Source organism: Jonquetella sp. BV3C21 (assembly GCF_000468895.1).
GTDB classification, from domain to species: domain Bacteria; phylum Synergistota; class Synergistia; order Synergistales; family Dethiosulfovibrionaceae; genus Jonquetella; species Jonquetella anthropi.
Genome location: NZ_AWWC01000006.1, coordinates 162,244 through 181,861 on the forward strand (window position 1 = coordinate 162,244; position 19,618 = coordinate 181,861).

General features: G+C 60.3%; 18 protein-coding genes and 1 tRNA gene. 17 read left to right on the forward strand and 2 right to left on the reverse strand.

Features of this window, described 5'->3' with window-relative positions:
- The first annotated feature begins 4 nt into the window (after nucleotides 1-4).
- The 6 genes from HMPREF1249_RS01685 (at nucleotide 5) to HMPREF1249_RS01715 (ending at nucleotide 5,400) form a co-directional block, all read left to right on the forward strand.
- Nucleotides 5-724, forward strand: coding sequence for a metal ABC transporter ATP-binding protein (locus HMPREF1249_RS01685; protein WP_021775698.1), 720 nt, complete (start codon nucleotides 5-7; stop codon nucleotides 722-724).
- Nucleotides 717-1,616 (forward strand): metal ABC transporter permease, encoded by a 900-nt coding sequence (locus tag HMPREF1249_RS01690; RefSeq protein ID WP_008522191.1) that lies wholly within the window; start codon nucleotides 717-719, stop codon nucleotides 1,614-1,616. Before HMPREF1249_RS01685 ends, HMPREF1249_RS01690 begins: the two co-directional genes overlap by 8 nt.
- Complete coding sequence (locus tag HMPREF1249_RS01695) at nucleotides 1,592-2,680, forward strand: metal ABC transporter permease (protein ID WP_008522469.1); 1,089 nt, start codon at nucleotides 1,592-1,594, stop codon at nucleotides 2,678-2,680. The genes HMPREF1249_RS01690 and HMPREF1249_RS01695 overlap by 25 nt, the downstream gene beginning before the upstream one ends.
- A 269-nt stretch (nucleotides 2,681-2,949) precedes the next feature.
- The gene (locus tag HMPREF1249_RS01700; protein WP_021775738.1) at nucleotides 2,950-3,852 is read left to right on the forward strand and encodes an HAD family hydrolase; all 903 of its coding nucleotides are present in this window, start codon (nucleotides 2,950-2,952) and stop codon (nucleotides 3,850-3,852) included.
- Nucleotides 3,853-3,893: 41 nt separating this feature from the next.
- A complete protein-coding gene (locus HMPREF1249_RS01705) occupies nucleotides 3,894-4,664 on the forward strand; it encodes a methyltransferase domain-containing protein (RefSeq protein ID WP_008522473.1) in 771 nt (256 codons plus the stop codon).
- Nucleotides 4,665-4,818: 154 nt separating this feature from the next.
- Complete coding sequence (locus tag HMPREF1249_RS01715; RefSeq protein WP_008522475.1) at nucleotides 4,819-5,400, forward strand: LysE family transporter; 582 nt, start codon at nucleotides 4,819-4,821, stop codon at nucleotides 5,398-5,400.
- 68 nt (nucleotides 5,401-5,468) lie between these two features.
- Here the strand turns inward: HMPREF1249_RS01715 and HMPREF1249_RS01720 are convergent, their stop codons facing one another.
- Nucleotides 5,469-6,842: an MATE family efflux transporter gene (locus tag HMPREF1249_RS01720; protein WP_008522477.1), complete on the reverse strand. Its 1,374-nt coding sequence runs from the start codon at nucleotides 6,840-6,842 to the stop codon at nucleotides 5,469-5,471.
- Nucleotides 6,843-7,117: 275 nt separating this feature from the next.
- Here HMPREF1249_RS01720 and HMPREF1249_RS01725 point away from each other — a divergent pair, with 275 nt between their 5' ends.
- From HMPREF1249_RS01725 to HMPREF1249_RS01765, 9 genes are all read left to right on the forward strand, one after another.
- Nucleotides 7,118-9,076, forward strand: a complete 1,959-nt coding sequence (locus tag HMPREF1249_RS01725; protein WP_008522478.1) for a sodium-translocating pyrophosphatase — start codon at nucleotides 7,118-7,120, stop codon at nucleotides 9,074-9,076.
- Between the two features lie 130 nt (nucleotides 9,077-9,206).
- Nucleotides 9,207-10,943 carry a DNA primase gene (gene dnaG, locus HMPREF1249_RS01730; RefSeq protein ID WP_021775731.1) on the forward strand — a complete coding sequence of 579 codons (1,737 nt, stop codon included), beginning with the start codon at nucleotides 9,207-9,209 and terminating at the stop codon, nucleotides 10,941-10,943.
- A gap of 68 nt (nucleotides 10,944-11,011) precedes the next feature.
- On the forward strand, nucleotides 11,012-11,320 hold the full coding sequence (locus tag HMPREF1249_RS01735) for an RNA-binding S4 domain-containing protein (protein WP_021775680.1): 309 nt from the start codon (nucleotides 11,012-11,014) through the stop codon (nucleotides 11,318-11,320).
- Nucleotides 11,317-12,600 (forward strand): phosphopyruvate hydratase, encoded by a 1,284-nt coding sequence (eno, locus tag HMPREF1249_RS01740; protein WP_021775719.1) that lies wholly within the window; start codon nucleotides 11,317-11,319, stop codon nucleotides 12,598-12,600. Before HMPREF1249_RS01735 ends, eno begins: the two co-directional genes overlap by 4 nt.
- 44 nt (nucleotides 12,601-12,644) lie before the next feature.
- Entirely contained in the window at nucleotides 12,645-13,352 is a 708-nt protein-coding gene (locus HMPREF1249_RS01745) for a redox-sensing transcriptional repressor Rex (RefSeq protein ID WP_021775711.1), read from the forward strand.
- 41 nt (nucleotides 13,353-13,393) lie between these two features.
- Nucleotides 13,394-13,759, forward strand: a complete 366-nt coding sequence (yajC, locus tag HMPREF1249_RS01750; protein ID WP_008522487.1) for a preprotein translocase subunit YajC — start codon at nucleotides 13,394-13,396, stop codon at nucleotides 13,757-13,759.
- Between the two features lie 100 nt (nucleotides 13,760-13,859).
- A complete protein-coding gene (gene secD, locus HMPREF1249_RS01755; RefSeq protein ID WP_008522206.1) occupies nucleotides 13,860-15,266 on the forward strand; it encodes a protein translocase subunit SecD in 1,407 nt (468 codons plus the stop codon).
- Nucleotides 15,263-16,156, forward strand: a complete 894-nt coding sequence (gene secF, locus HMPREF1249_RS01760; protein WP_021775749.1) for a protein translocase subunit SecF — start codon at nucleotides 15,263-15,265, stop codon at nucleotides 16,154-16,156. The genes secD and secF overlap by 4 nt, the downstream gene beginning before the upstream one ends.
- Before the next feature lie 169 nt (nucleotides 16,157-16,325).
- Nucleotides 16,326-16,409: transfer RNA gene (locus HMPREF1249_RS01765), tRNA-Leu, on the forward strand.
- Nucleotides 16,410-16,790: 381 nt separating this feature from the next.
- Here the strand turns inward: HMPREF1249_RS01765 and HMPREF1249_RS01770 are convergent.
- Nucleotides 16,791-17,105 (reverse strand): hypothetical protein, encoded by a 315-nt coding sequence (locus tag HMPREF1249_RS01770; protein WP_021775705.1) that lies wholly within the window; start codon nucleotides 17,103-17,105, stop codon nucleotides 16,791-16,793.
- A 125-nt stretch (nucleotides 17,106-17,230) separates the two neighbouring features.
- On the opposite strand from HMPREF1249_RS01770, the gene glmU reads away from it, so the two are divergent.
- Together glmU and HMPREF1249_RS01780 are read left to right on the forward strand one after the other, a co-directional pair.
- Complete coding sequence (gene glmU, locus HMPREF1249_RS01775) at nucleotides 17,231-18,610, forward strand: bifunctional UDP-N-acetylglucosamine diphosphorylase/glucosamine-1-phosphate N-acetyltransferase GlmU (RefSeq protein ID WP_021775739.1); 1,380 nt, start codon at nucleotides 17,231-17,233, stop codon at nucleotides 18,608-18,610.
- A gap of 6 nt (nucleotides 18,611-18,616) precedes the next feature.
- Nucleotides 18,617-19,588 carry a ribose-phosphate diphosphokinase gene (locus HMPREF1249_RS01780; RefSeq protein ID WP_021775703.1) on the forward strand — a complete coding sequence of 324 codons (972 nt, stop codon included), beginning with the start codon at nucleotides 18,617-18,619 and terminating at the stop codon, nucleotides 19,586-19,588.
- The last annotated feature ends 30 nt before the right edge of the window (nucleotides 19,589-19,618 follow it).

Consider the following 19,618-nt stretch of genomic DNA (forward strand, 5'->3'; position numbering starts at 1 on the left):
AAAAATGAACATTATCCATGTGGAGGACTTGACCGCATCATACGGCGACAAGCCGGTTCTCTGGGACGTGGATGTGGACGTTGAGCGCAATTCGGTCACCGCGATTGTCGGGCCGAACGGGGCGGGGAAGTCGACGCTGATGAAATGCATCTTGGGCTTTGTGCGGCCGCTGGCAGGGAAGATCCTCATCGACGGGAAGACCCTGCCGGAGGTTCGCCGCCGTATCGCCTACGTGCCGCAGAAGTCGAGCGTCAACTGGGATTTCCCGATTACCGTGCAGGACGTCATCCTGATGGGGCGGTATCCTCACCTTGGGTGGATCAGGCGTCCTCGGGCCATCGACCGACAGGCCGCCTACGACGCGATGGAAGAAATGGAAATGACCGCCTACCGGGACAGACAGATCTCTCAACTGTCCGGCGGCCAGAAACAGCGCGTCTTTATCGCCCGAGCGCTCTGCCAAGACGCCGATCTGCTCATGATGGACGAGCCGCTGGCGGGCGTGGACCAGACCAGCGAGAAAATCATCATGAAGAAGGTTCGGCAGCTTCAGGACGAGGGAAAGACGATCGTCTGTATTCACCACGATTTGAACACGCTTCGGGAGTACTTTGACCACATCGTTCTGATTAACCGTCACGTGATCGCTCAAGGGCCGATTGCCCAAGCCCTGACGGAAAGGTCGCTGAATCAGACCTATCAGGAAGCGAACTACAATGCTTGAGCTGCTTTGTTCCTACGACTTTTTGGTCGTGGCGGCCGGGACGATGATCCTCGCCGCGACGTCCGCCGTGGCCGGCTGCCTGTGCGTCTACAAAGGGCAGAGCCTGCTCGGCGATGCGATTGGACATTCGTCCTACCCGGGAATTGTCCTAGCGTTTATCTGCTTTGCGACCCGGAACCCACTCCTTCTCACCGTCGGAGCGGCGTTGGCCGGCGCGGTCGCTTACAAGATAATTCAAGTGCTAGCTCGGTACGGGCACGTTGGGCTGGACGCGTCTCTGGCCATCGTCCTGACCGGCTTTTTCGGGCTGGGAATGGCGCTGAAAACGTACGTTCAGGGGAATCCAGCCTATGCGAAAGCGTCGCAGGCCGGCCTGAAAAACTACATTTTCGGGTCCGCCGCGTTCATGATGAAAGAGGACGTCGTCGTCATCGCTGTCTTCTCTCTGCTGGCAATTGTTTTGTTTGAACTGTTCCGCAAGGAGCTGGTGACCGGCATTTTCGACCCGTCGTTCGCCGGCGCGATCAGCCTTCGGGCCGGGCTTCTCGACGGGATTCTCCTCGTGATCATGATCTCCCTGATCGCCTTGGGGCTGAAGTGCGTCGGCGCCGTCCTGATCTCGTCGCTGTTGGTTATCCCCTGCATCTGCGCGAATCAGCACAGCCGGAAGCTCGACGTCATTTTAAAAATTGCCGCCGCGACAGGGGCGCTCAGCGCCTTCGTCGGGACCTTAGTCAGTACGGCCGTCCGAGGAGTATCGACCGGGCCGGCGATAATCATCTGCATGGGGCTGGCGGCCTTCGTCTCCATGGTCTTCGGACGCTGGGGACTGTTGCGCCGCTGGCGGCAGAAAGCGGAGCTTCGATCATGCTTGAAGTCCTCTGGACGCTGATGGCGACGGCGGCGGCCTGTAGCGTGCTGGGGCCGTTCCTCGTCCTTCGGGGGCTTTCGATGACCGCGGACGCCCTCTCTCACTCGGTTCTGCTGGGCATCGTGGTCGCCTTCATGTTCGTAGGCGATCTCGAATCGGTCTGGCTGATCATCGGCGCCGCCGCGTTCGGGCTTCTCACCGTCCTGTTGGTGGAGCTGCTTTCTGAAAAACGGCTGGTCAAGCGGGACGACGCGCTGGGGATCGTCTTCCCGATGTTTTTTGCCGCCGCTGTGATCCTGATCACCAAACTGTTCCGAAACGTCCACCTGGACGTGGACATCGTCCTGATGGGCAACCCGCTGTTCGCGCCGTTTATTCGGCTCTGGGGACTTCCCAAGTCGATGGTTCTCATGCTGATCATGCTGGCCGTCAACGGGGCGTTCATCGCCTGCAATTATCGGGCGCTGAAGTACGTCGCCTTTGACCCGGAGTTCTCGGTCATGCAGGGCATACCGGCTAAATGGCTGTATCGGGCGTTCATGGCCCTCACGTCGATTACCTGCGTGCTGGCGTTTGACAGCGTGGGCGCCATTCTGGTCGTCTCGCTGTTCGTCGCGCCCGCGGCAGCGGCCTGCGCGCTCACCAAAGACTTGAAGTCCACCCTGTTGGTCAGCGTCCTGTTCGGAATCGTGAACAGCGCGCTCGGGTACTTTATGGGCGTTCGGTGGAACGTGTCCATCTCGGGCATGAGCAACGTGTTTGGCCTGCTGACCTGCCTGCTGGTCGTCCTGCTACAGAAACGCGGCGCCGTTCGGAGTCTGTTGGAGCGGGCACGAAACCGCCGGCAGTTCTCCGAAGATCTGATATTGATTCACATTCACCACCACAAGCGCAACCGAATCGAGCTCGGTTTTTCGTCCATCCACCAGCACTTGAACTGGTCAGACGCGGTGGCGGACCGAAGGATTCAGAAACTGATCGGCCTCGGGCTCGTCTGCCGGGACGAGGGGCGAGGCCTCTACGCCCTGACGGCTCAGGGGCTCGCTCGGGTCCGGAGTCTCTTGAGCAGCCGGCCGACGGAGTAAAACTGCGTTAAAAAGCCTTCTGGGCCTGTAGGGGCTCAGAAGGCTTTTTCGTTTCACGCGGTCCGATTCGTCAGACGCAGTTCGTCGGTGGACAGGGCCAACCGGCGCGTCGGGCTGGAGTGAGTGCGCGAGGGGGCAGGGCGAACGCGGCAGAGCGTTTTTCACCGACTGGGAGCCGGCGGGCCGTGCAGTTTCCCTTTGTCTGGGGTATGATTTACTCAAGCGGCCGGCGGGCCGAAACAGACGTGAGCGAAGGGGGCAGACCAACCTTGCAGGAAAAGTGGACGCTCGAGCGGGAGAAAAAGGGAAGTCAGCCGGTTCTTGCCATCTGCTACGACTTTGACAAAACGTTGTCGCCTGACAACATGCAGGCTCAGGGGTACATTCAGTCGGTCGGTTTTGACTTGGCCGAACGGTTTTGGCAGGAGTCCAATAGGACGGCGCAGGAAAACGACATGGACACCAACTTGGCGTACATGTACAAGATGCAGCGGGAGGCGCGCGGCAAGGTGCTGTTCACCCGGGAGAAGCTGATCGAGTACGGCCGAAAGGTGAAGTTTTTCCGCGGCGTTCCCAGCTGGTTTGGCCGAATCAACGCGTACGGCAGTAAACGCGGCGTCTGCGTGGAGCACTACATCATCTCTTCGGGACTGAAGGAGATGATCGAGGGGACGAAGATCGCCAGGGACGGCGTCTTCAAGAAGATTTACGCCAGCTCGTTCATGTACGACGATGAGGGCGTGGCCCTGTGGCCCGCTCAGGCGGTCAACTACACCAATAAAACCCAGTTCCTCTTCCGAATTTCCAAAGGCGTGCTGGACGTGAACGATCCGGGCGTGAACGACCATTTCGCCGCCGAGGACCTGCGGGTTCCCTTTCGGAATATCGCCTACATCGGCGACAGCGACACGGATATTCCCTGCATGAAGCTGGTCAACTCCTACGGCGGTCACGCGATTGGGGTGTACCCGCCCGACGCTGGGCCGTCGAAGGTCTACGGCCTGATGAACGACGACCGGATCCGGTATTTTGCGCCGGCTGACTACAGCGAGGGCAAAAAGATAGACCGAATCGTGAAGGCTATCATCGACAAAACAGCCGCGTTCGAGGTTTTAGAGGCCCTGCACGTTTCAGACGCCCAGGCGGCCGCCGTTCAGCCCCGAGCGGACTGACTTCGGGCGCGAAAACGAATCACGAAAGGCGGCGAGTTCAAATGCCTTTGACGAACGAGGGGATCCGGGAGGCGGTCCGGTCGTTTTATCGGGGACTGGCCGAAAACCGGCTGACGATTGAGGGGGATCCGCTCGCCCTCGCCCTTTCTCTTGGGTACAACGAGGACGAGCTTCGCCAGCTGCCGGAGGGGACGAACATCGGACTTTCCTGTGGCAACCCGCTTGAAAAGGTGACGCTGGCTCCGGGGGAGACGCTGCTCGACTTGGGGTCTGGAACCGGTGTGGACTGCTTCTTAGCCCGGCTGCGCTTTCCCAAGGCCGGGACGATTTACGGGCTGGATCAGGACGACGTGATGATCCGGCGGGCCTCTCAGGCGGCGGCGAAAAAAGGCTTTCAGGGCGTCGAGTTTCGGCAGGGCGACTTGACGGCGTTCCCGTTCCCCGACGGGTCGATCGACAAGATCATCTCCAACTGCGTCATCAATCTGGTGCCTGAAAAAGACTTGGTCTACCGGGAAATCTTTCGGGTTCTCCGGCCCGGCGGGAGCGCCTTCATTTCCGATATCTCGCTGAAACGGCCGCTGCCGGCCTCGATGTCCGATAATCCGCGGCTGCACGGCACGTGAGTGGGCGGCGCGATCCTCGTGGAGGATCTTCAAGAAATTATCCGCCAAGCGGGCTTCCGCGATTTCAGCGTCCTGACGGCCGAGGTGACCGACCAGTACGCGGACAAGTGGGGATTCGGCATGACGATCAAGGAGTGGATCCAGTCAACCATCATCCTTGGCCGCAAGCCGATGGAAAAAGCCTGAGCCGATGAAGCAGCATGAGCCCCAGCCCAAGCGGGCTGGGGCTCATGTTGAATCGTGAAGGCCGTTTAAAGGCTCTGCCTTGACAGGTTTGATATAGTGAAACTGGCGGCGTCGGGCTGGGCGGCGCTCATACTCCCGAAGGGAGCGACTGGGGATGTTCAACTGGTACGCGTTTTGGGTTTACGTGATCGTCACGGCGGTTTCTCCGGGGCCCAATAACCTGCTGTCCATGTCCAACGGCAGTCAGAAAGGGCTGGTCCGCGCCCTGCCGTTTAACTTCGGCATTGGGGCCGGGCTGACCGTCGTGATGATCGGCTGCGCCGTCTTCTGCAGCGTCCTCACGTCGGTACTTCCAAAAATCCAACTGGTTATGCGGTTCATCGGCGCGGCGTATATGCTGTACCTCGCTTGGACGACTTTTGTCGGCGACGGGAAAATGGACGCGGAGGGCGCTGCGGGCGGCTTCCTGTCCGGCCTACTTCTCCAGTTCGTGAATCCCAAAATCTTCGTCTACGGGATCGTGTCGCTGCAGGTCTACATTCTGCCGACCTATGCCGGCCGGCCTTGGGCGCTTTTGGGCTTCGCGGCCCTGCTTTCGGCCGTCGGGTTCGCGTTTACCGTCCTGTGGGCGGCGTTCGGCTCGGCGTTCAGGCGGCTTTTTGCCGCTCACGCCAAGGCGGTCAACGCCGTGATGTCCCTTCTCATGATCTACTGCGCCGTTTCTCTGTTCTTTTAAAATCTCTTGGCACGAAAAAACCGGCAAGGCGGGCGCTCTTTTGAGCGTTCGCTTTGCCGGTTTTTCGTTTACGCCTGCGCCGTTTCGGCCGGCAGGAGAGAGCGCCGGCAGTTGATGAAGTAGTACGCGCTGAAGACGGCTGACGCTAAGAGCCACGAGGCCGGGTAGACGGTTAGGATAACGTCGATGTTGTTGAACCTCTGAATGACGAAGAACACCCAAAGGAGCCGGAAACAACAGGTGCAGAGCAGGGAGATGATCATGGGCCGGAACGTGTCGCCGGTCCCGCGGATCATGCCGGAAATCAGCTCTCCGATCGAGTAGATGAAATAAAACGGGGTCATGAAGACCCGAACGAAGTACTGGGCCAAGGAGAGAACGTTCTGGTCGGGAAGGAACAGCCCTCCGAGAGGCTTGGCGAAGGTGAACAGGGCTGCGCTTAACGGCGCGAGCATGCCAAACGAGATGAAGACGCCGACTCGAAGCCCCTTGCGGATTCGGTCGAACGCGCCGGCCCCGTAGTTCTGGGCCGTGAAGGTGGAGATCGAAGCGGCTAAGGCGTCGACGGCCATCCAGATGATGAAGTCGATTTTTCCGCTGACGCTCCACGCCGCGACGACGTCGGTGCCGAAGCTGTTGACGGCGCTCTGAAGGAAGATGTTCGTTATCGGGTACGAGAGGGACTGACAGGCCAACGGGATCCCAGTGCGGGCGATGAGCCGCAGGATCTTCCCGTGAATCCGAAGTCGGGAGAGCCTGAGCTGCCACCGGCTGTCGAGGCGCGTCAGGGCCCGAAGCACCCAGACCGACGTGAGGGCTTGGGATATAACCGTCGCTAGGGCGGCGCCGAAGACCCCGAGCCCCAATCCTGCCACGAACGCTAAGTCGAGCACGATGTTGATCAGGCAGCTAGCGACCAAGTAGTAGAACGGCCGTCGGGAGTCGCCTAAGGCGCGGAGCACTCCGTTGCCTACGTTGTAGGTGAACGAGAAGATGAGTCCGCAGAACGTCGTTCGAACGTACGACAGGGCGTGAGGCTGCATCTCAAGCGGGACATTCATCGCCCGGATCATCGTCGGGGTCAGCAGGTAGGCGATCGCCGACAGGATGACGCTCATGATCAGCGAAGCGGCAAGCGTGGAGTGAATGGCTTGGGACAGCCGCCCATACCGGCTGGCTCCGAACGCTTGGGCGATGACGATGCCGCCGCCGGCCGACAGGCCGAGGAACAGGATGATCGGCAGCCGAGTGAAGCTGGCCGTGGCGTCCAGCGCGCCAAAAGCGACCTTGCCGGCGAACTGTCCCACGATGACCGCGTCGGTCATTTGGTACAGCTGCTGAAAGAACGCGCCGCAGAAAATTGGAAGGAAAAATCGGAACAGGTGACGGCTGATGCTTCCTTGGGTCATCGCCGTCTCGTACGATTTCGCGTTGGATGTCACAGGCGGTCCTTCTTTCTCAAGCTCCGAGGGGACTTCGCCGCCGGGGAAATTATTTTTCAGGGCGATAATGTTTTATTGTAGCATAATTTAAAAATTCTCTGCCGATTCTGGCGTAAAACGGCTCCGCGGCAGATGGAATCGAGGGATGAGCGGTTGGGTCTGTTCTTGTCAGAGAGCGCGCTCTCCACTATAATGACGTTACTCAGCGCCGCTTCGCGGCCGAGGGGCAATCACCCGCGCTGCGGTGGCGCGACCATTTTGAGGAGGTCTCCGTTATGTGGCTCATCTTGTTGGTCATTTTCGTCATCGGTCTGTTGGCCTTGTGGTACGCCTACAGAACGTACGGTTGGGTTATGGCATTTCAGGTTGATAACCCGCGAGTGAAGGATCTTTCCGAGATTATCCATAAGGGCGCTATGGCGTTTCTGGATAGGGAGTACCGCTGGCTGGCGCCGTTCGTGCTCGTCGTGGCAATCCTTTTGATCTGGAAACTGACCCTAGCGACGGCCCTTTCGTTCGTCTTGGGCGCTATTTGCAGCGCTGCCTCCGGCTACTTCGGTATGCAGGTGGCGACCCGCGCCAACGGGCGCACGTCCTTTGCGGCGACTCAGGGGATGAATCAGGCCCTGCAGGTGGCCTTCAAGGGGGGCTCGGTCATGGGCATGACCGTCGTGGGCGTCGGCGTGCTGGGCGTTGTGCTCTGCTACGTCATCTTCCCCGACCCGGCAATCATTACCGGCTTCGGTTTCGGCGCGAGCTCCATCGCCCTGTTCGCCCGTGTGGGCGGAGGCATCTACACGAAGGCTGCCGACGTGGGCGCTGACTTGGTGGGTAAGGTTGAAGCGGGCATTCCTGAGGACGACCCGCGCAACCCGGCGACCATCGCTGACAACGTCGGCGACAACGTTGGCGATATTGCCGGTATGGGCGCTGACCTGTTCGAGAGCTATGTCAACTCGATTATCGCCGCGATGGCTGTGGGCGCTGTGTTCCATGGTCAGGCTGGACTTCTATTCCCGCTCGTTCTAGCCGCGCTGGGCATCGTGGCGGCCATCATCGGCACGCTGGTTGTTCGGGTCCGCGAGGGTGGCAATCCTCAAAAGGCCCTGCGTTACGCCACGTTCCTGACCGGCGCCGTAGTTATTCTGGGAGCCCTGCTCCTGTGCCGGTACATGCTCGGCTCGATGAACATCTTCTACGCCGTCGTGAGCGGCGTGGTGGTGGGTGTTCTGATTGGCTGGGTCACCGAGGTTTACACGTCCGCTGACTATCGGTTCGTGAAGAACGTTGCCAATGCGACGGAGACCGGCCCGGCGACGACGATTTTGAGCGGCATCGCGCTTGGCATGAACTCGGCGGTTGTTCCTGTCATCATGATCTGCGCTGCGACGCTGATCAGCTACTACTTCGGCGGCATGTACGGCATCGCCTGCTCGGCGGTGGGCATGCTGTCCATCACCGGCATCACGCTGAGCGTCGACGCCTATGGCCCGATCGCCGACAACGCCGGCGGCATCGCCGAGATGGCCGAACTGCCGCACCACGTGCGGGAGATCACCGACCATCTGGACTCGGTGGGCAACACGACGGCGGCTATGGGCAAGGGGCTTGCCATCGGCTCGGCGGCTCTGACGGCTCTGTCCCTGTTCTCCGCCTATGCGGCGTCTGTGGGGCTCAAGAGCATCAACTTGGTTGACCCGTACGTCATGGTGGGCCTGTTCATCGGCGGCGTCCTGCCGTTCCTGTTCAGCGCTCTGACCATTGAGGCGGTCGGACGGGCCGCTCAGGCCATGATCGAAGAAGTTCGCCGCCAGTTCCGGGAAATCCCCGGCATCATGGAAGGCACCGGCCGGCCGGAATACGAGAAGTGCGTCGCTATTTCGACGGGCGCGGCCCTGCACGAGATGATCATCCCTGGCCTGATGGCCATCATCGTTCCGATCCTCGTGGGCCTGTTCCTTGGCGCCGAGGCTCTGGGCGGACTTCTGGGCGGCTCGATCGTCACCGGCGTCATGCTGGCCGTGTTCATGGCCAACGCCGGCGGCGCGTGGGACAACGCCAAAAAGTACATCGAGACCGGCACGCACGGCGGCAAGGGTTCTCCTCAGCACGCGGCGGCAGTCGTGGGCGACACGGTCGGCGATCCGTTCAAGGATACGTCAGGCCCGAGCCTGAACATTCTCATCAAGCTGATGAGCGTGGTCGCGCTGGTTCTGGCTCCGCTGTTCTCCTAAAAAAGAGGATCCGGCCGGCGGAAGGTTTTACCCGCTCCGGCTCGACAGGCAGAAAGGGCAACATTAGAATTGATGGGAGAGAGGGGAGCCTCTCTCCCATTTTTTGTCCTGAGACGAAAGGAGGCTTCTGATGTCAGATCCGATAGTCGACCAAATCAAAGCGGTGCTGGACGTGGTCGAGGTCATCGGCGAGTCGGTTCGGCTGACGAAAAAAGGACGGAACTACACCGGACTGTGCCCGTTTCACGACGAGAAGACGCCTTCCTTCATGGTGTCCCAAGAGCGGCAGAGCTGGCACTGCTTCGGCTGCGGCAAGGGCGGCGACCTGTTCAGCTTCGTCATGCTCAAAGACGGACTGTCGTTTCCCGAGGCGCTGGAGTACCTGGCCGCTCGAGCTGGAATTGAGCTGCCCCGGCAGGGCCGGCGGCAGGTCAGCAAGGACCTGTTCGCCCTGATGGAAGAGGCCGTGTCCTTTTACCGGCAGGAGCTCCGCGGCCCCGGCGGCGCGGCGGCCCGCGCGTACCTCGAGCGGCGCAACGTCTCTCCCGAGGCGGCTGCGGCGTTTGAACTGGGCTGGGCGCCCAACGCGTGGCAATCCCTCTCAGACCATCTGAAGCGGGGCGGAGCCTCTGAAGCGTCGCTTCTCAAGGCCGGGCTGGTCATTCAGGGGAACCGAGGAAACTCATATGACCGGTTCCGCGGGCGGGTGACCTTCCCGATACGGAACGTTTCCGGCCGCGTCGTCGCGCTGGGCGGCCGGCTGATCGACGGCGAGGGCGCGAAGTACCTCAACAGCCCGGAAGGCGAGCTCTACTCGAAAAAAAACAACCTGTACCTGCTCGACCGGGCCAAAGAGAGCATTCGCGAGAAAGGTCGCTCCATTCTGGTGGAGGGGTACATGGACGCCCTGCGGCTTCACCTGTGCGGCTGGGCCGAAGGTGTGGCGTCGCTTGGGACGGCCCTCACGGAAGAGCAGGCGGCCCTGCTGAGGCGGTTTGCCGACAAGTGCTACATCTGCTATGACAGTGACCTCGCCGGCCAGACTGCCACCCTTCGGGGAATGTACCTGTTGGCGTCCGAAGGTCTGACCGTCTACGTGGTCACCCTGCCGGAAGGGAAGGACCCGGACGAGCTGTTGCAGATGCCCGGCGGGCCGGAATCGTTCGCGAAAGCGTTGGACGACGCCCTGCCGCTGGTCAGTCACCATATCAAGCTGTTTCGGGCCCAGTCCGAGCGGGACGGCGTCACCAAGGCGAGCCGAGACCTTCTGGAAAGCCTGTCGGCCTTGTCGTCGCTTGACCTGTCGCCACACCGGGCGGAGCTGTGTCAAGCTCTGGGGCTGACTGACTACCAGCTGAGGCAAGAGCTGGAACGGTTCCGCCGTCCAGTCCGAGTTGACGTTAAGCGGTTTGAAGACGCCGCGCCCCAGAAAAAAAGGTCGCCGAAGGATAAAATGTTCCGCGAGAGCGAGGCCAGCATGACCTATCTTCTCTGGTCCCAAAAGAGCCTGCGCGGGAGGCGCGAGGCGCTTCAAGTGCCGGGCCTGTTGGAGAATCCGATCCTGCAGGACATCGCTGCGGCCTTGCTCGGCGGTTCAGAGCCGGGGGAGCTTGAAAGCCGCTGGCTTCAGCTGGGCGAAACGGATCCCAAAGAAGCCCTGACAGAAGGGGAGTACAGCATTTCCCGGTTCGGCTCGACGGCGCAGGAACAGTGGGACGTGCTGCTTTCGGCACTGCTCCGACGGGCGACTGAGCGCCGATACGAGGCGTTGAAGGGAAAAATCCTGCGGGGCGAGGCGACTGAAGAGGAAGTCTCCCAGTGGGGAGCTCTTAGCCGAGAGCTGAAATGTTCGGCGAAGGGGAGTTAATCCCTGTTTCCTTCATTTACAATAAGGTATAATCAACCAAGCTACTTTAACAATAGCGAGGAGAGGCTATGCGGCTGGATAAATATTTGAAACTGTCCCGTCTCGTCAAGCGTCGGTCCGTGGCCGCCGAGATGATTGACGCCGGAGCCGTCCGGCTCAACGGCCGGCCGGCCAAGCCGGCCAGCGACGTGGCGGACGGCGACATAGTTTCTGTGGCGTTCCCGTTTCGGCTCGTCGAAGCCCGAGTCATTTCGAGCGACGAGAGGGCTTTAAGGCGGGGAGAAACGGCGGCTGAAATCGTGGCGGAACGGCGTCTTGACCCGGAGAAAAACCCGTGGGATGACCAGGCCGAAAGCCTGCAAGGAGGACACAGATGAGTACAATCGTTGGCATTCATGGCAGAGAGATCCTCGATTCCCGGGGAAACCCAACCGTTGAGGTTGAAGCGTGGCTCGACGACGGGACGATTGCCCGGGCGGCGGTGCCGTCCGGCGCGTCCACCGGCTCGTTTGAGGCGGTCGAACTTCGCGACGGCGGCGACCGGTTCGGCGGCAAGGGAGTTACCAAGGCCGTTGGCTCGGTGAACGACGTTCTTGGCCCCGAGCTGGTGGGCTTGGACGTGGAAGACCAGTCGTCGCTGGACACGCTGATGATTGATTTGGACGGGACCCCGAATAAGGGCCGTCTGGGTGCCAACGCGATTTTGGGCGTTTCCATGGCGATCGCCCGCGCGGCGGCGATTTCCCACGATGTCCCCCTGTGGGCGTACTTGGGAGGGCTGGGGCCCTTCGCCCTGCCCACGCCGATGATGAACGTCATGAACGGTGGCGCTCACGCCGACAACACGCTGGATATTCAGGAGTTCATGATCGTCCCATTCGGTTTTTCATCGGTCAGCGAGTCCATCCGCACCGGCGCGGAGATTTATCACAGCCTTAAAAAGATCCTCGTCAAGGACGGGCTGAACACCGGACTTGGCGATGAGGGTGGCTTTGCGCCGAACCTGAAGACCAACCGTCAGGGGCTGGAGTACCTCGTCAAGGCAATCGAAGCGGCGGGGTACGAGCCGGGCAAACAGGTCGGCATTGCTTTGGACGCCGCGGCCAGCGAGTTCTACAAGGGCGGCGTCTACGACTTCGCTGGCGAAGGGCGGAAGTTCACCGCCGCAGAGCTGGCCGACTATTACGCCGAACTGTGCTCGGCCTTCCCGATCATGTCGATTGAAGACGGCATGGCCGAAGAGGATTGGGACGGCTTCAAACTTTTCACCCAGCGCATGGGCGAGAAACTTCAGATTGTGGGCGACGACCTGTTCGTCACCAACCCGGAGCGGCTGGCGAAGGGGATTGGGTTCGGGGTCTGCAACTCGATTCTGATTAAGCTGAACCAGATCGGCACGGTCACAGAGACGCTGGAAGTTATCGACATGGCCCGCCGAGCCGGCTACAGCTGGATTGTTTCTCACCGGTCCGGCGAGACGGACGACAGCTTCATCGCCGACTTAGCGGTCGCCACGGCCAGCGGCCAGATTAAGACCGGGGCCCCGGCCCGGACCGACCGGGTTGCCAAGTACAACCAGCTGCTGAGGATTGAAGAGCGGCTCGGCGCCGGGGCGCGTTTTCTGGGCGCAGGGGCGTTTAAAGGATTCCGGGCCTGATCCCTGCAGCTTTGTGTGAGCAGTTTGACGAGAGGAAGACTGAAATGATCGAACGGACGGCTCGCCCTATTCCGCTGAAAAAAAACGAGATTACCGACCGGACAGTTGGGCGTCTGGTGGCGTACCGGAGGCTCCTGCAAGGACTTGAAGAAGCCGGCGCGGCGCTGATCTCTTCAAAGATGATCGGCGACATGCTGGGAATCAAGTCGAGCCAAGTGCGCAAAGACTTGTCCTATTTGGGCGAGTTCGGCAAGCGCGGCGTCGGTTACAGCGTTCCCAGACTGCTGAACGACCTGTCGTCAATATTGGCGCCGTTTGCCCGGTGGCGAATTGGGCTCGTCGGCTTGGGGCGCTTGGGCGAAGCCCTTTTAGGGCACAGCGCGTTCAGGAGCGACGACTATGAGATCGTCGCGGCGTTCGACGTCGACGGGGCAAAAATCGGCCGGTCCTTTGCCGGTCGGAAGTGCTACTCGATGACGGGAATCAGCGAGACGATACGGGAGCTGGGAATATCGGTCTTGATGATCACCACCCCGGCGGCCGCCTCTCAGTCGGCTGTCGACGCGGCGCTGGCTGGTGGGCACATTAAGGGGATACTCAACTTCAGCCCCGTCTCTTTAACCGTCCCACAAGGCGTCGAGGTCAACGACGTGGATATTTCAGTCGAGCTGGAAAAACTTCTGTTCAGGCTCAAGTTCAACGACCAGCAGAGAAAGGTGTCCGCCGGTCTGGAAACCAATATGGTACAATAGTCCATATCTTTAGACACAGTTTTTTGGAGGAGGCGTTGCAGTTGCAGCAGCAGGGACAGATGATGCAGTCCGTCATCATGATCGTGGTAATGATCGCCATTTTCTACTTTCTTCTCATTCGTCCGCAGAAGAAGCGCCAGAAGAAGCACGACGAGATGCTTCAGTCGATCAAGCGCGGCGACGTGGTTATCACGGCCGGCGGCTTCTGGGGAACGGTTCGTGACTTCAAGGACGACAGCCTGATCATCGAGATCGCCTCAGGCGTCAAGGCGAAGGTCATGAAGAGCTCCATTTCCGCTCGGGTGAACGAAGTTTCCTCGTCCGCGGAGGAAAAGCCGGCAGAACAGAAGCCGGCCGAGGAGCCGAAGGCAGCGGAAGAAACGGCAGAGGATAAAAAGACCGACTGACGTTTTGGGGACTGAGCGACTGGGGGATCCCGTCGCTCTTTTTGTGTGACTCGCTCCGGCGAGTTCGTCTGTACATTGTCCCTTCAGGAGGAGTTTATATATGCAGAAAAAAGATCGCTGGCGCCTGATCTTTGTGCTCGTTGTTCTGGCCGTGGCCGCGTACTTCGTGTTCCCCCTCCGCGGTCGGATCAAACTGGGCCTTGACCTATCAGGCGGCGTAAATATCGTTTTGAAGGCAGTTCCTCAGCCCGGCACGGAGCTGGGAACAGATTCAATCGACCGTCTGCTCGTTGTCCTGCGCAACCGAATCGACCAGTACGGCGTGACCGAGCCGCTGATGCAGCGGCAGGGAGCCGATCGGGTCGTCGTCGAGCTGCCGGGCGTGGATAACCCGGAGGCGGCACTGAACCTTATCGGCAAGACGGCCCTGCTGGAATTTCGGCAGGTCATCGACAGCACCCGCCCTCTTCCCCCGCAGGCAAAACGGGAGAACTACGACTCTGATGCGGAGTTCCAAGAGGCTGTAGCTCGCTGGAACGCCTACCGGGACCAGCAGGAAGCCCTGAAGGCGTCCATGGAGGCCAAGGCTAAGAGCGAAGGCGGCAACTCGATTGCCACCGACGAGGACGGAGCTATCTATCAGCTCGGCGCTACTTACTTAACGGGCAAGGACCTGAAGAACGCCGGCGTGGATTACGACAGCTTGGGCCGTCCCGTGGTGTCGCTGGAGTTCAACGACAAGGGCACTGACCTGTTTGACAAGGCCACGGCCGACAACGTGGGCAAGCAGATTGCCATGGTTCTGGACGGTCGGGTCATCTCGGCGCCTCGGGTCAACGAGCGCATTTCCGGCGGCCGGGCTCAGATCTCCGGGCGCTTTACCCCTGATGACGCCCGCGGCTTGGCAATCATGCTGCGCGCCGGCGCCCTGCCGGTTGGCGTCGAAGTCCTTGAGAACCGTTCAGTCGGCCCGTCCTTGGGTAGCGACTCGATCCGCGACGGCCAGTTCGCCGGGCTGGTGGGCATCGCCGCCGTGTTCATCTACATGATCGTCTTTTACCGCGTGCTCGGCGTGACGGCAGACATCTCGCTCTGCACAACCATGCTGCTGCTGTTCGCCATGCTCATCGGCTTTAAGGCCACCTTGACGCTGCCGGGCGTGGCGGGGATCGTGCTCACCATCGGGATGGCGGTTGACAGCAACATCCTGATCTTTGAGCGAATGAAGGAAGAGACGGCGCTTGGCCGTTCGCTTCACGCCGTCATTACCGCCGGGTTCAGCAAGGCCCTGTCCACGATTCTCGACGCGAACATCACCACGGTCATCGCCGCGGCGGTCCTGTTCCACTACGGCAGCGGGCCCCTTCGGGGCTTTGCCCTGACCCTGACCATCGGTATTGTGGCCAGCCTGTTCAGCGCGCTGGGCGTGAACCGAGTGCTGCTTCAACTGATGGTGGATTACACCAAGTTGCCCATCATTGGGCGGCGGAAGGAGGTCAACGCATGAAAAAGCCGTTTGCCTTCCCGTTCATGAAGTACCGCAAGTTCTTTATCGCTCTCGCCTGCGTGATGGCGGTCACCGGAGCGCTGCTCGTCCTGTGTATCGGCTTCAACAAGGGCATTGACTTCACCGGCGGCAACCTGCTTCAAGTGGAATTTTCCGACCCGATTTCGGTCGGGGCGGTTCGGGCAGAGCTGGCAAAGGAAGGTTATGCTCGGGCGACCATTCAGGCGTTCAGCGACCGGGGCGTGAATATTCGCTTTCAGGGCACCGAAGAGGGGGCTGACGATCAGGCCCTTCGTGACAGCCTGATGGCCGCGCTGGACAAAATCCAGGCGGGCAAAGTGAAACTGCTCAGCTTTGAGATGGTCGGTCCCACCGTCGGCGGAGAGCTGACCCATCAGGCGGTTCTGGCGACGACGTTGGCGCTGATCGGCATTCTGATTTACGTCGCGTTCCGGTTCCAGTTCCGTTTCGCCGTCGTCAGCGTCCTCGCCCTAGTTCACGATACCATGATCGTCTTAGGATTCTTCTGTTTGTTTCATCGGGAGATCGCGATGCCGTTTATCGCAGCCATTCTCACCACGGTTGGCTACTCGCTGAACGACACGATCGTTATCATGGACCGGGTCAGAGAGAACTGGAAGCAGCGACGGACGATCGGCATGGTGGCACTGATGGACAACTCGATCAACCAGACCTTGGGGCGGACGGTCAACACGACGGTTACCACTTTCATGCCGGTTCTGGCGTTCTACCTGCTGGGCGGTCCGGTGCTCGCCAACTTCTCGTTGGCCCTGATGATCGGCATCATCGCCGGTACGTTCAGCTCGCTGTGCTTCACCACGTCGGCGCTGGTCTTCTGGTACGACAAGTACCCGGTGAAAGATAGTTAGCGCGCTCAGGCCGCCCTCGTCCGAGGGCGGCCTTTTTGTTTCCCTCTGCGGTGTCTTTGTCTTCGCGGGACGGCGACATTCCGCTGGGTGGACGTCTGGGGCCGGTTTGGTATAATACTTCTTGTCGAAAGTCCTCGGACGGATGGGCCGGGCTGGCTTTCGACGATCAGCCCGGGTGACGGAATGGTAGACGTTGGGGACTTAAAATCCCCTGCCTTTGGGCGTGCGGGTTCGATTCCCGCCCCGGGCACCAGAGGCGTTCGGTCGCGTTCACGTTTTTGTGAACGCGGCTCTATATTTGCAGCACCTACGCGTATTTTTATTTTTATCTTGGCAGGTTGTTTGGGATATGAGCTGACTCATTTCGCCCCAATGTTGGGACGAAACACAAGAGGCCGTTGAAAATGGCGCCCCAAAACAAAGAAGTCCTGTGCATGTTCAATGCGCAGGACTTCTTTTTATGAACTGGTTGGGGCAGGTGCCGCGTTGAAAACCGTTCAACTGAGAGTCCCTTAGAGGAATCAAAGCAGCTTCGTATCAAAACAAAAAGCGGCCCCTCACGGTTTTAACCGTGAAGGGCCGCTGATGTTTAAGGACGCCTCTGGCGAGAGACGGATTTTTTAATCGGTTGAAGCTAACGGTCCGAGCGCTCCAAGCCGTCGGGACTGTCCGCGTCGTTGGGCGCTTTCTTCCCCGCCGGTGCGGCGGTCTCCCAAGCGAGCCGAGCGAACGCGACGGCGGGGAAAAGGGGCGCGACTGCCAGCCACGGTGCGATCGTCCACAGCGCGGCGGCCAGCGTCAGCAAAAAAGCCAAGGCGACAGCCCAAAAGATGATCTGACTTCGGCGCCCGCCGGTCGGTCTCAGGGCGACGAAGCCGCAGGCGGGCATAAGAACGGCTAAGGCAAGCAATGCGGCGGACAAGATTCGGTGTTCGGCGATCCAGCTCATGGGTCCTCCTGTGTCTGGTTCTTGACAGGGTCTGCCCCCGTGATAGTATAAAAGACGCCCCGAAACCGGGGCTTTTCTTATCATATCACACCCGCGCTGACCGCACGGGGATGCGAGGTGGCCGAATGAACCGACCGAGTGCGCTGATACTGGCGGCCGGCAAGGGAACTCGGATGAAGAGCCGTCGTCCGAAGGTGATGCAGACGCTGCTGGGCCAGCCGATGCTGTATTACGTCTTGAGCGCCCTGCGCGACGCGGGAGTTTCCGACGTCTGCGTCGTCGTCGGCTATGAGGGCGAATGTGTCACGTCGTGGCTGCAAAAGTTCTGGCCGTCCGCGTCGGTCGTCTGGCAAAAAGAGCAGCTCGGCACAGGACACGCCGTGATGATGGCTTCCGACTGGCTGTCGAGCCGGGGTGACGTGGTCGTCGTCAACGGTGACATGCCGATGGTGACGGGCGATGACTTCGTCCGATTCTTCGACGGCTCGGACGCCGATTGGTCGTTTGTGACGACGCAGCTGGCCGATCCGACCGGCTACGGGCGGGTGATCCGCTCGGACAGCTCGGTGAAGGTCGTGGAGCAGAAGGACGCTTCGCCTCAGGAGCTGGCCTGCAGCGAAATCAACGTGGGAATCTACCGGGCCAGCGGAAGCGATTTTCTGGCCGGGCTGGCGTCCCTTCGGCCGAACAACAGCCAGAAAGAGTATTACATCGTCGACCTCATCTCGTGGGCCTTGTCTCAGGGCCGATCGGTTCAGCCGGTGCTCCTTCCGCCGGAGAACCTGTGCGGCGTCAACGACCCGATGGAGCTTGCCCGGCTGAACGGGCTGATGAGAGATCGGGTGAACCGCCGCTGGATGGCCCAAGGGGCGAAGCTGGCCGAACCGCTCACGACGTGGATTTCGCCGGCATCGTCATTTGAAGGTGAAGTGACTCTCGCGCCGAACGTTCAGCTGTGGGGAGAAACGGAGCTGGGCGACGGCTGTGAGCTCGGAACCGGGACTGTGCTGACGAACTGCCGGCTCGGCAAGCGGGTCATCTGCCGTCCCTACGTGGTCGCTCAGGACTCGCAGGCCGCCGATGACGCGGTTTTAGGGCCGTTCTGTTTCCTTCGGGAGGGCTCGCAGCTGGCTCAAAAAGCGCTGGTCGGTCGGTTTGTGGAGCTCAAAAAGACCTGTGTCGGCGAGGGGAGCAAGGTGCCTCACCTGACATATTTGGGCGACACGACGGTCGGGAGCGGTTCCAACATCGGGGCTGCCACAGTCACTTGCAACTATGACGGGGCGAAAAAGCACCCGACCGTCATCGGAAACAGGTGTTTCATCGGCAGCGACACCATGCTGGTCGCGCCCGTCACGGTTGAGGACGGAGCGACGACGGCCGCCGGTTCGGTCATTACGAGCGACGTGCCGGCCGACTCGCTGGGAATCGGGAGAAGCCGACAGGTCAACATCAAGGGGTGGCGGAAGCAGCAGAAACCGCACAGCGACGAAAGGAAGGCGTGAACGATCATGAATTCGGAGAACAGACCGGCGGTACTTCTTTCAGGGACAGCTCACGAGGAGTTTTCTCAGAAAGTGAGTCAGGAACTGGGCATTGATCTGACGAAAGTTCATCACTATCGGTTTGCTGACGGCGAAGTGGGCCTTTCCATCGACGAGAGCGTTCGGGGCGACGATGTGTACGTCATTCAGCCCACCTGCGCGCCGGTGAACGACAACCTGATGGAGCTGCTGGTCATGGTTGACGCCCTGCGCCGCGCCTCGGCGGCCCGAATCAATCTGGTCATGCCGTATTTCGGCTACGCCCGTCAGGACCGGAAGGCCAAGGGCAGAGAGCCGATCTCGGCGAAGCTGGTCGCTAACCTGATCGAGCACGCCGGAGCTCACCGCGTGCTGGCGGCTGACCTGCACGCTGGCCAGATTCAGGGCTTTTTCGATATTCCGGTCGATCATCTGCTGGGCGTTCCGCTTCTCGCCTCATGGTTCAAGCGCAACGTGGTCAAGGACGCGTCCCCGGATAGCATTGTGGTGGTCTCACCCGACGCTGGCGGCGTCGTCCGCGCCAGAAAAATGGCCACGCTGCTGGGCGCTGATATCGCCATTGTGGACAAGCGGCGGGACCACGGCAAGCAGAACGTCAGCGAGGTCATGGAGATGATTGGCGCCGACGTGAAGGGAAGAACCTGCATCATCATCGACGACATGATCGACACCGCCGGAACCATCGTCAACGCGGCGCGGGCGCTGCGCGACAAGGGCGCCGAAAAGGTCTTCTGTTCGGCGACTCACGGCCTGTTCTCCGGCCCGGCGATTGAGCGTCTGAAGGATCCTGCCGTTACCGGAGTGGTAGTAACTGATACTGTCCCGTTGCCAGAGAACAAAAAATTGGATAAAATGACCCAAGTGTCAATGGCACCACTTTTTGCGGAAGCCATTCGTCGCATTCACTGTGAGTCGTCGGTGAGCAGCCTGTTTAATTAGCCCTCCCCAGCAACTCCAGAGAAAATTAGA

What these genes read in the sequence shown, in the direction of transcription:
- HMPREF1249_RS01685 (WP_021775698.1), top strand. Translation starts at nt 5, where the DNA reads ATGAACATTATCCATGTGGAGGACTTGACCGCATCATACGGCGACAAG.
- HMPREF1249_RS01690 (WP_008522191.1), top strand. Translation starts at nt 717, where the DNA reads ATGCTTGAGCTGCTTTGTTCCTACGACTTTTTGGTCGTGGCGGCCGGG.
- HMPREF1249_RS01695 (WP_008522469.1), top strand. Translation starts at nt 1,592, where the DNA reads ATGCTTGAAGTCCTCTGGACGCTGATGGCGACGGCGGCGGCCTGTAGC.
- HMPREF1249_RS01715 (WP_008522475.1), top strand. Translation starts at nt 4,819, where the DNA reads ATGTTCAACTGGTACGCGTTTTGGGTTTACGTGATCGTCACGGCGGTT.
- HMPREF1249_RS01725 (WP_008522478.1), top strand. Translation starts at nt 7,118, where the DNA reads ATGTGGCTCATCTTGTTGGTCATTTTCGTCATCGGTCTGTTGGCCTTG.
- dnaG (WP_021775731.1), top strand. Translation starts at nt 9,207, where the DNA reads ATGTCAGATCCGATAGTCGACCAAATCAAAGCGGTGCTGGACGTGGTC.
- HMPREF1249_RS01735 (WP_021775680.1), top strand. Translation starts at nt 11,012, where the DNA reads ATGCGGCTGGATAAATATTTGAAACTGTCCCGTCTCGTCAAGCGTCGG.
- eno (WP_021775719.1), top strand. Translation starts at nt 11,317, where the DNA reads ATGAGTACAATCGTTGGCATTCATGGCAGAGAGATCCTCGATTCCCGG.
- HMPREF1249_RS01745 (WP_021775711.1), top strand. Translation starts at nt 12,645, where the DNA reads ATGATCGAACGGACGGCTCGCCCTATTCCGCTGAAAAAAAACGAGATT.
- secD (WP_008522206.1), top strand. Translation starts at nt 13,860, where the DNA reads ATGCAGAAAAAAGATCGCTGGCGCCTGATCTTTGTGCTCGTTGTTCTG.
- secF (WP_021775749.1), top strand. Translation starts at nt 15,263, where the DNA reads ATGAAAAAGCCGTTTGCCTTCCCGTTCATGAAGTACCGCAAGTTCTTT.
- HMPREF1249_RS01770 (WP_021775705.1), bottom strand. Translation starts at nt 17,105, where the DNA reads ATGAGCTGGATCGCCGAACACCGAATCTTGTCCGCCGCATTGCTTGCC.
- glmU (WP_021775739.1), top strand. Translation starts at nt 17,231, where the DNA reads ATGAACCGACCGAGTGCGCTGATACTGGCGGCCGGCAAGGGAACTCGG.
- HMPREF1249_RS01780 (WP_021775703.1), top strand. Translation starts at nt 18,617, where the DNA reads ATGAATTCGGAGAACAGACCGGCGGTACTTCTTTCAGGGACAGCTCAC.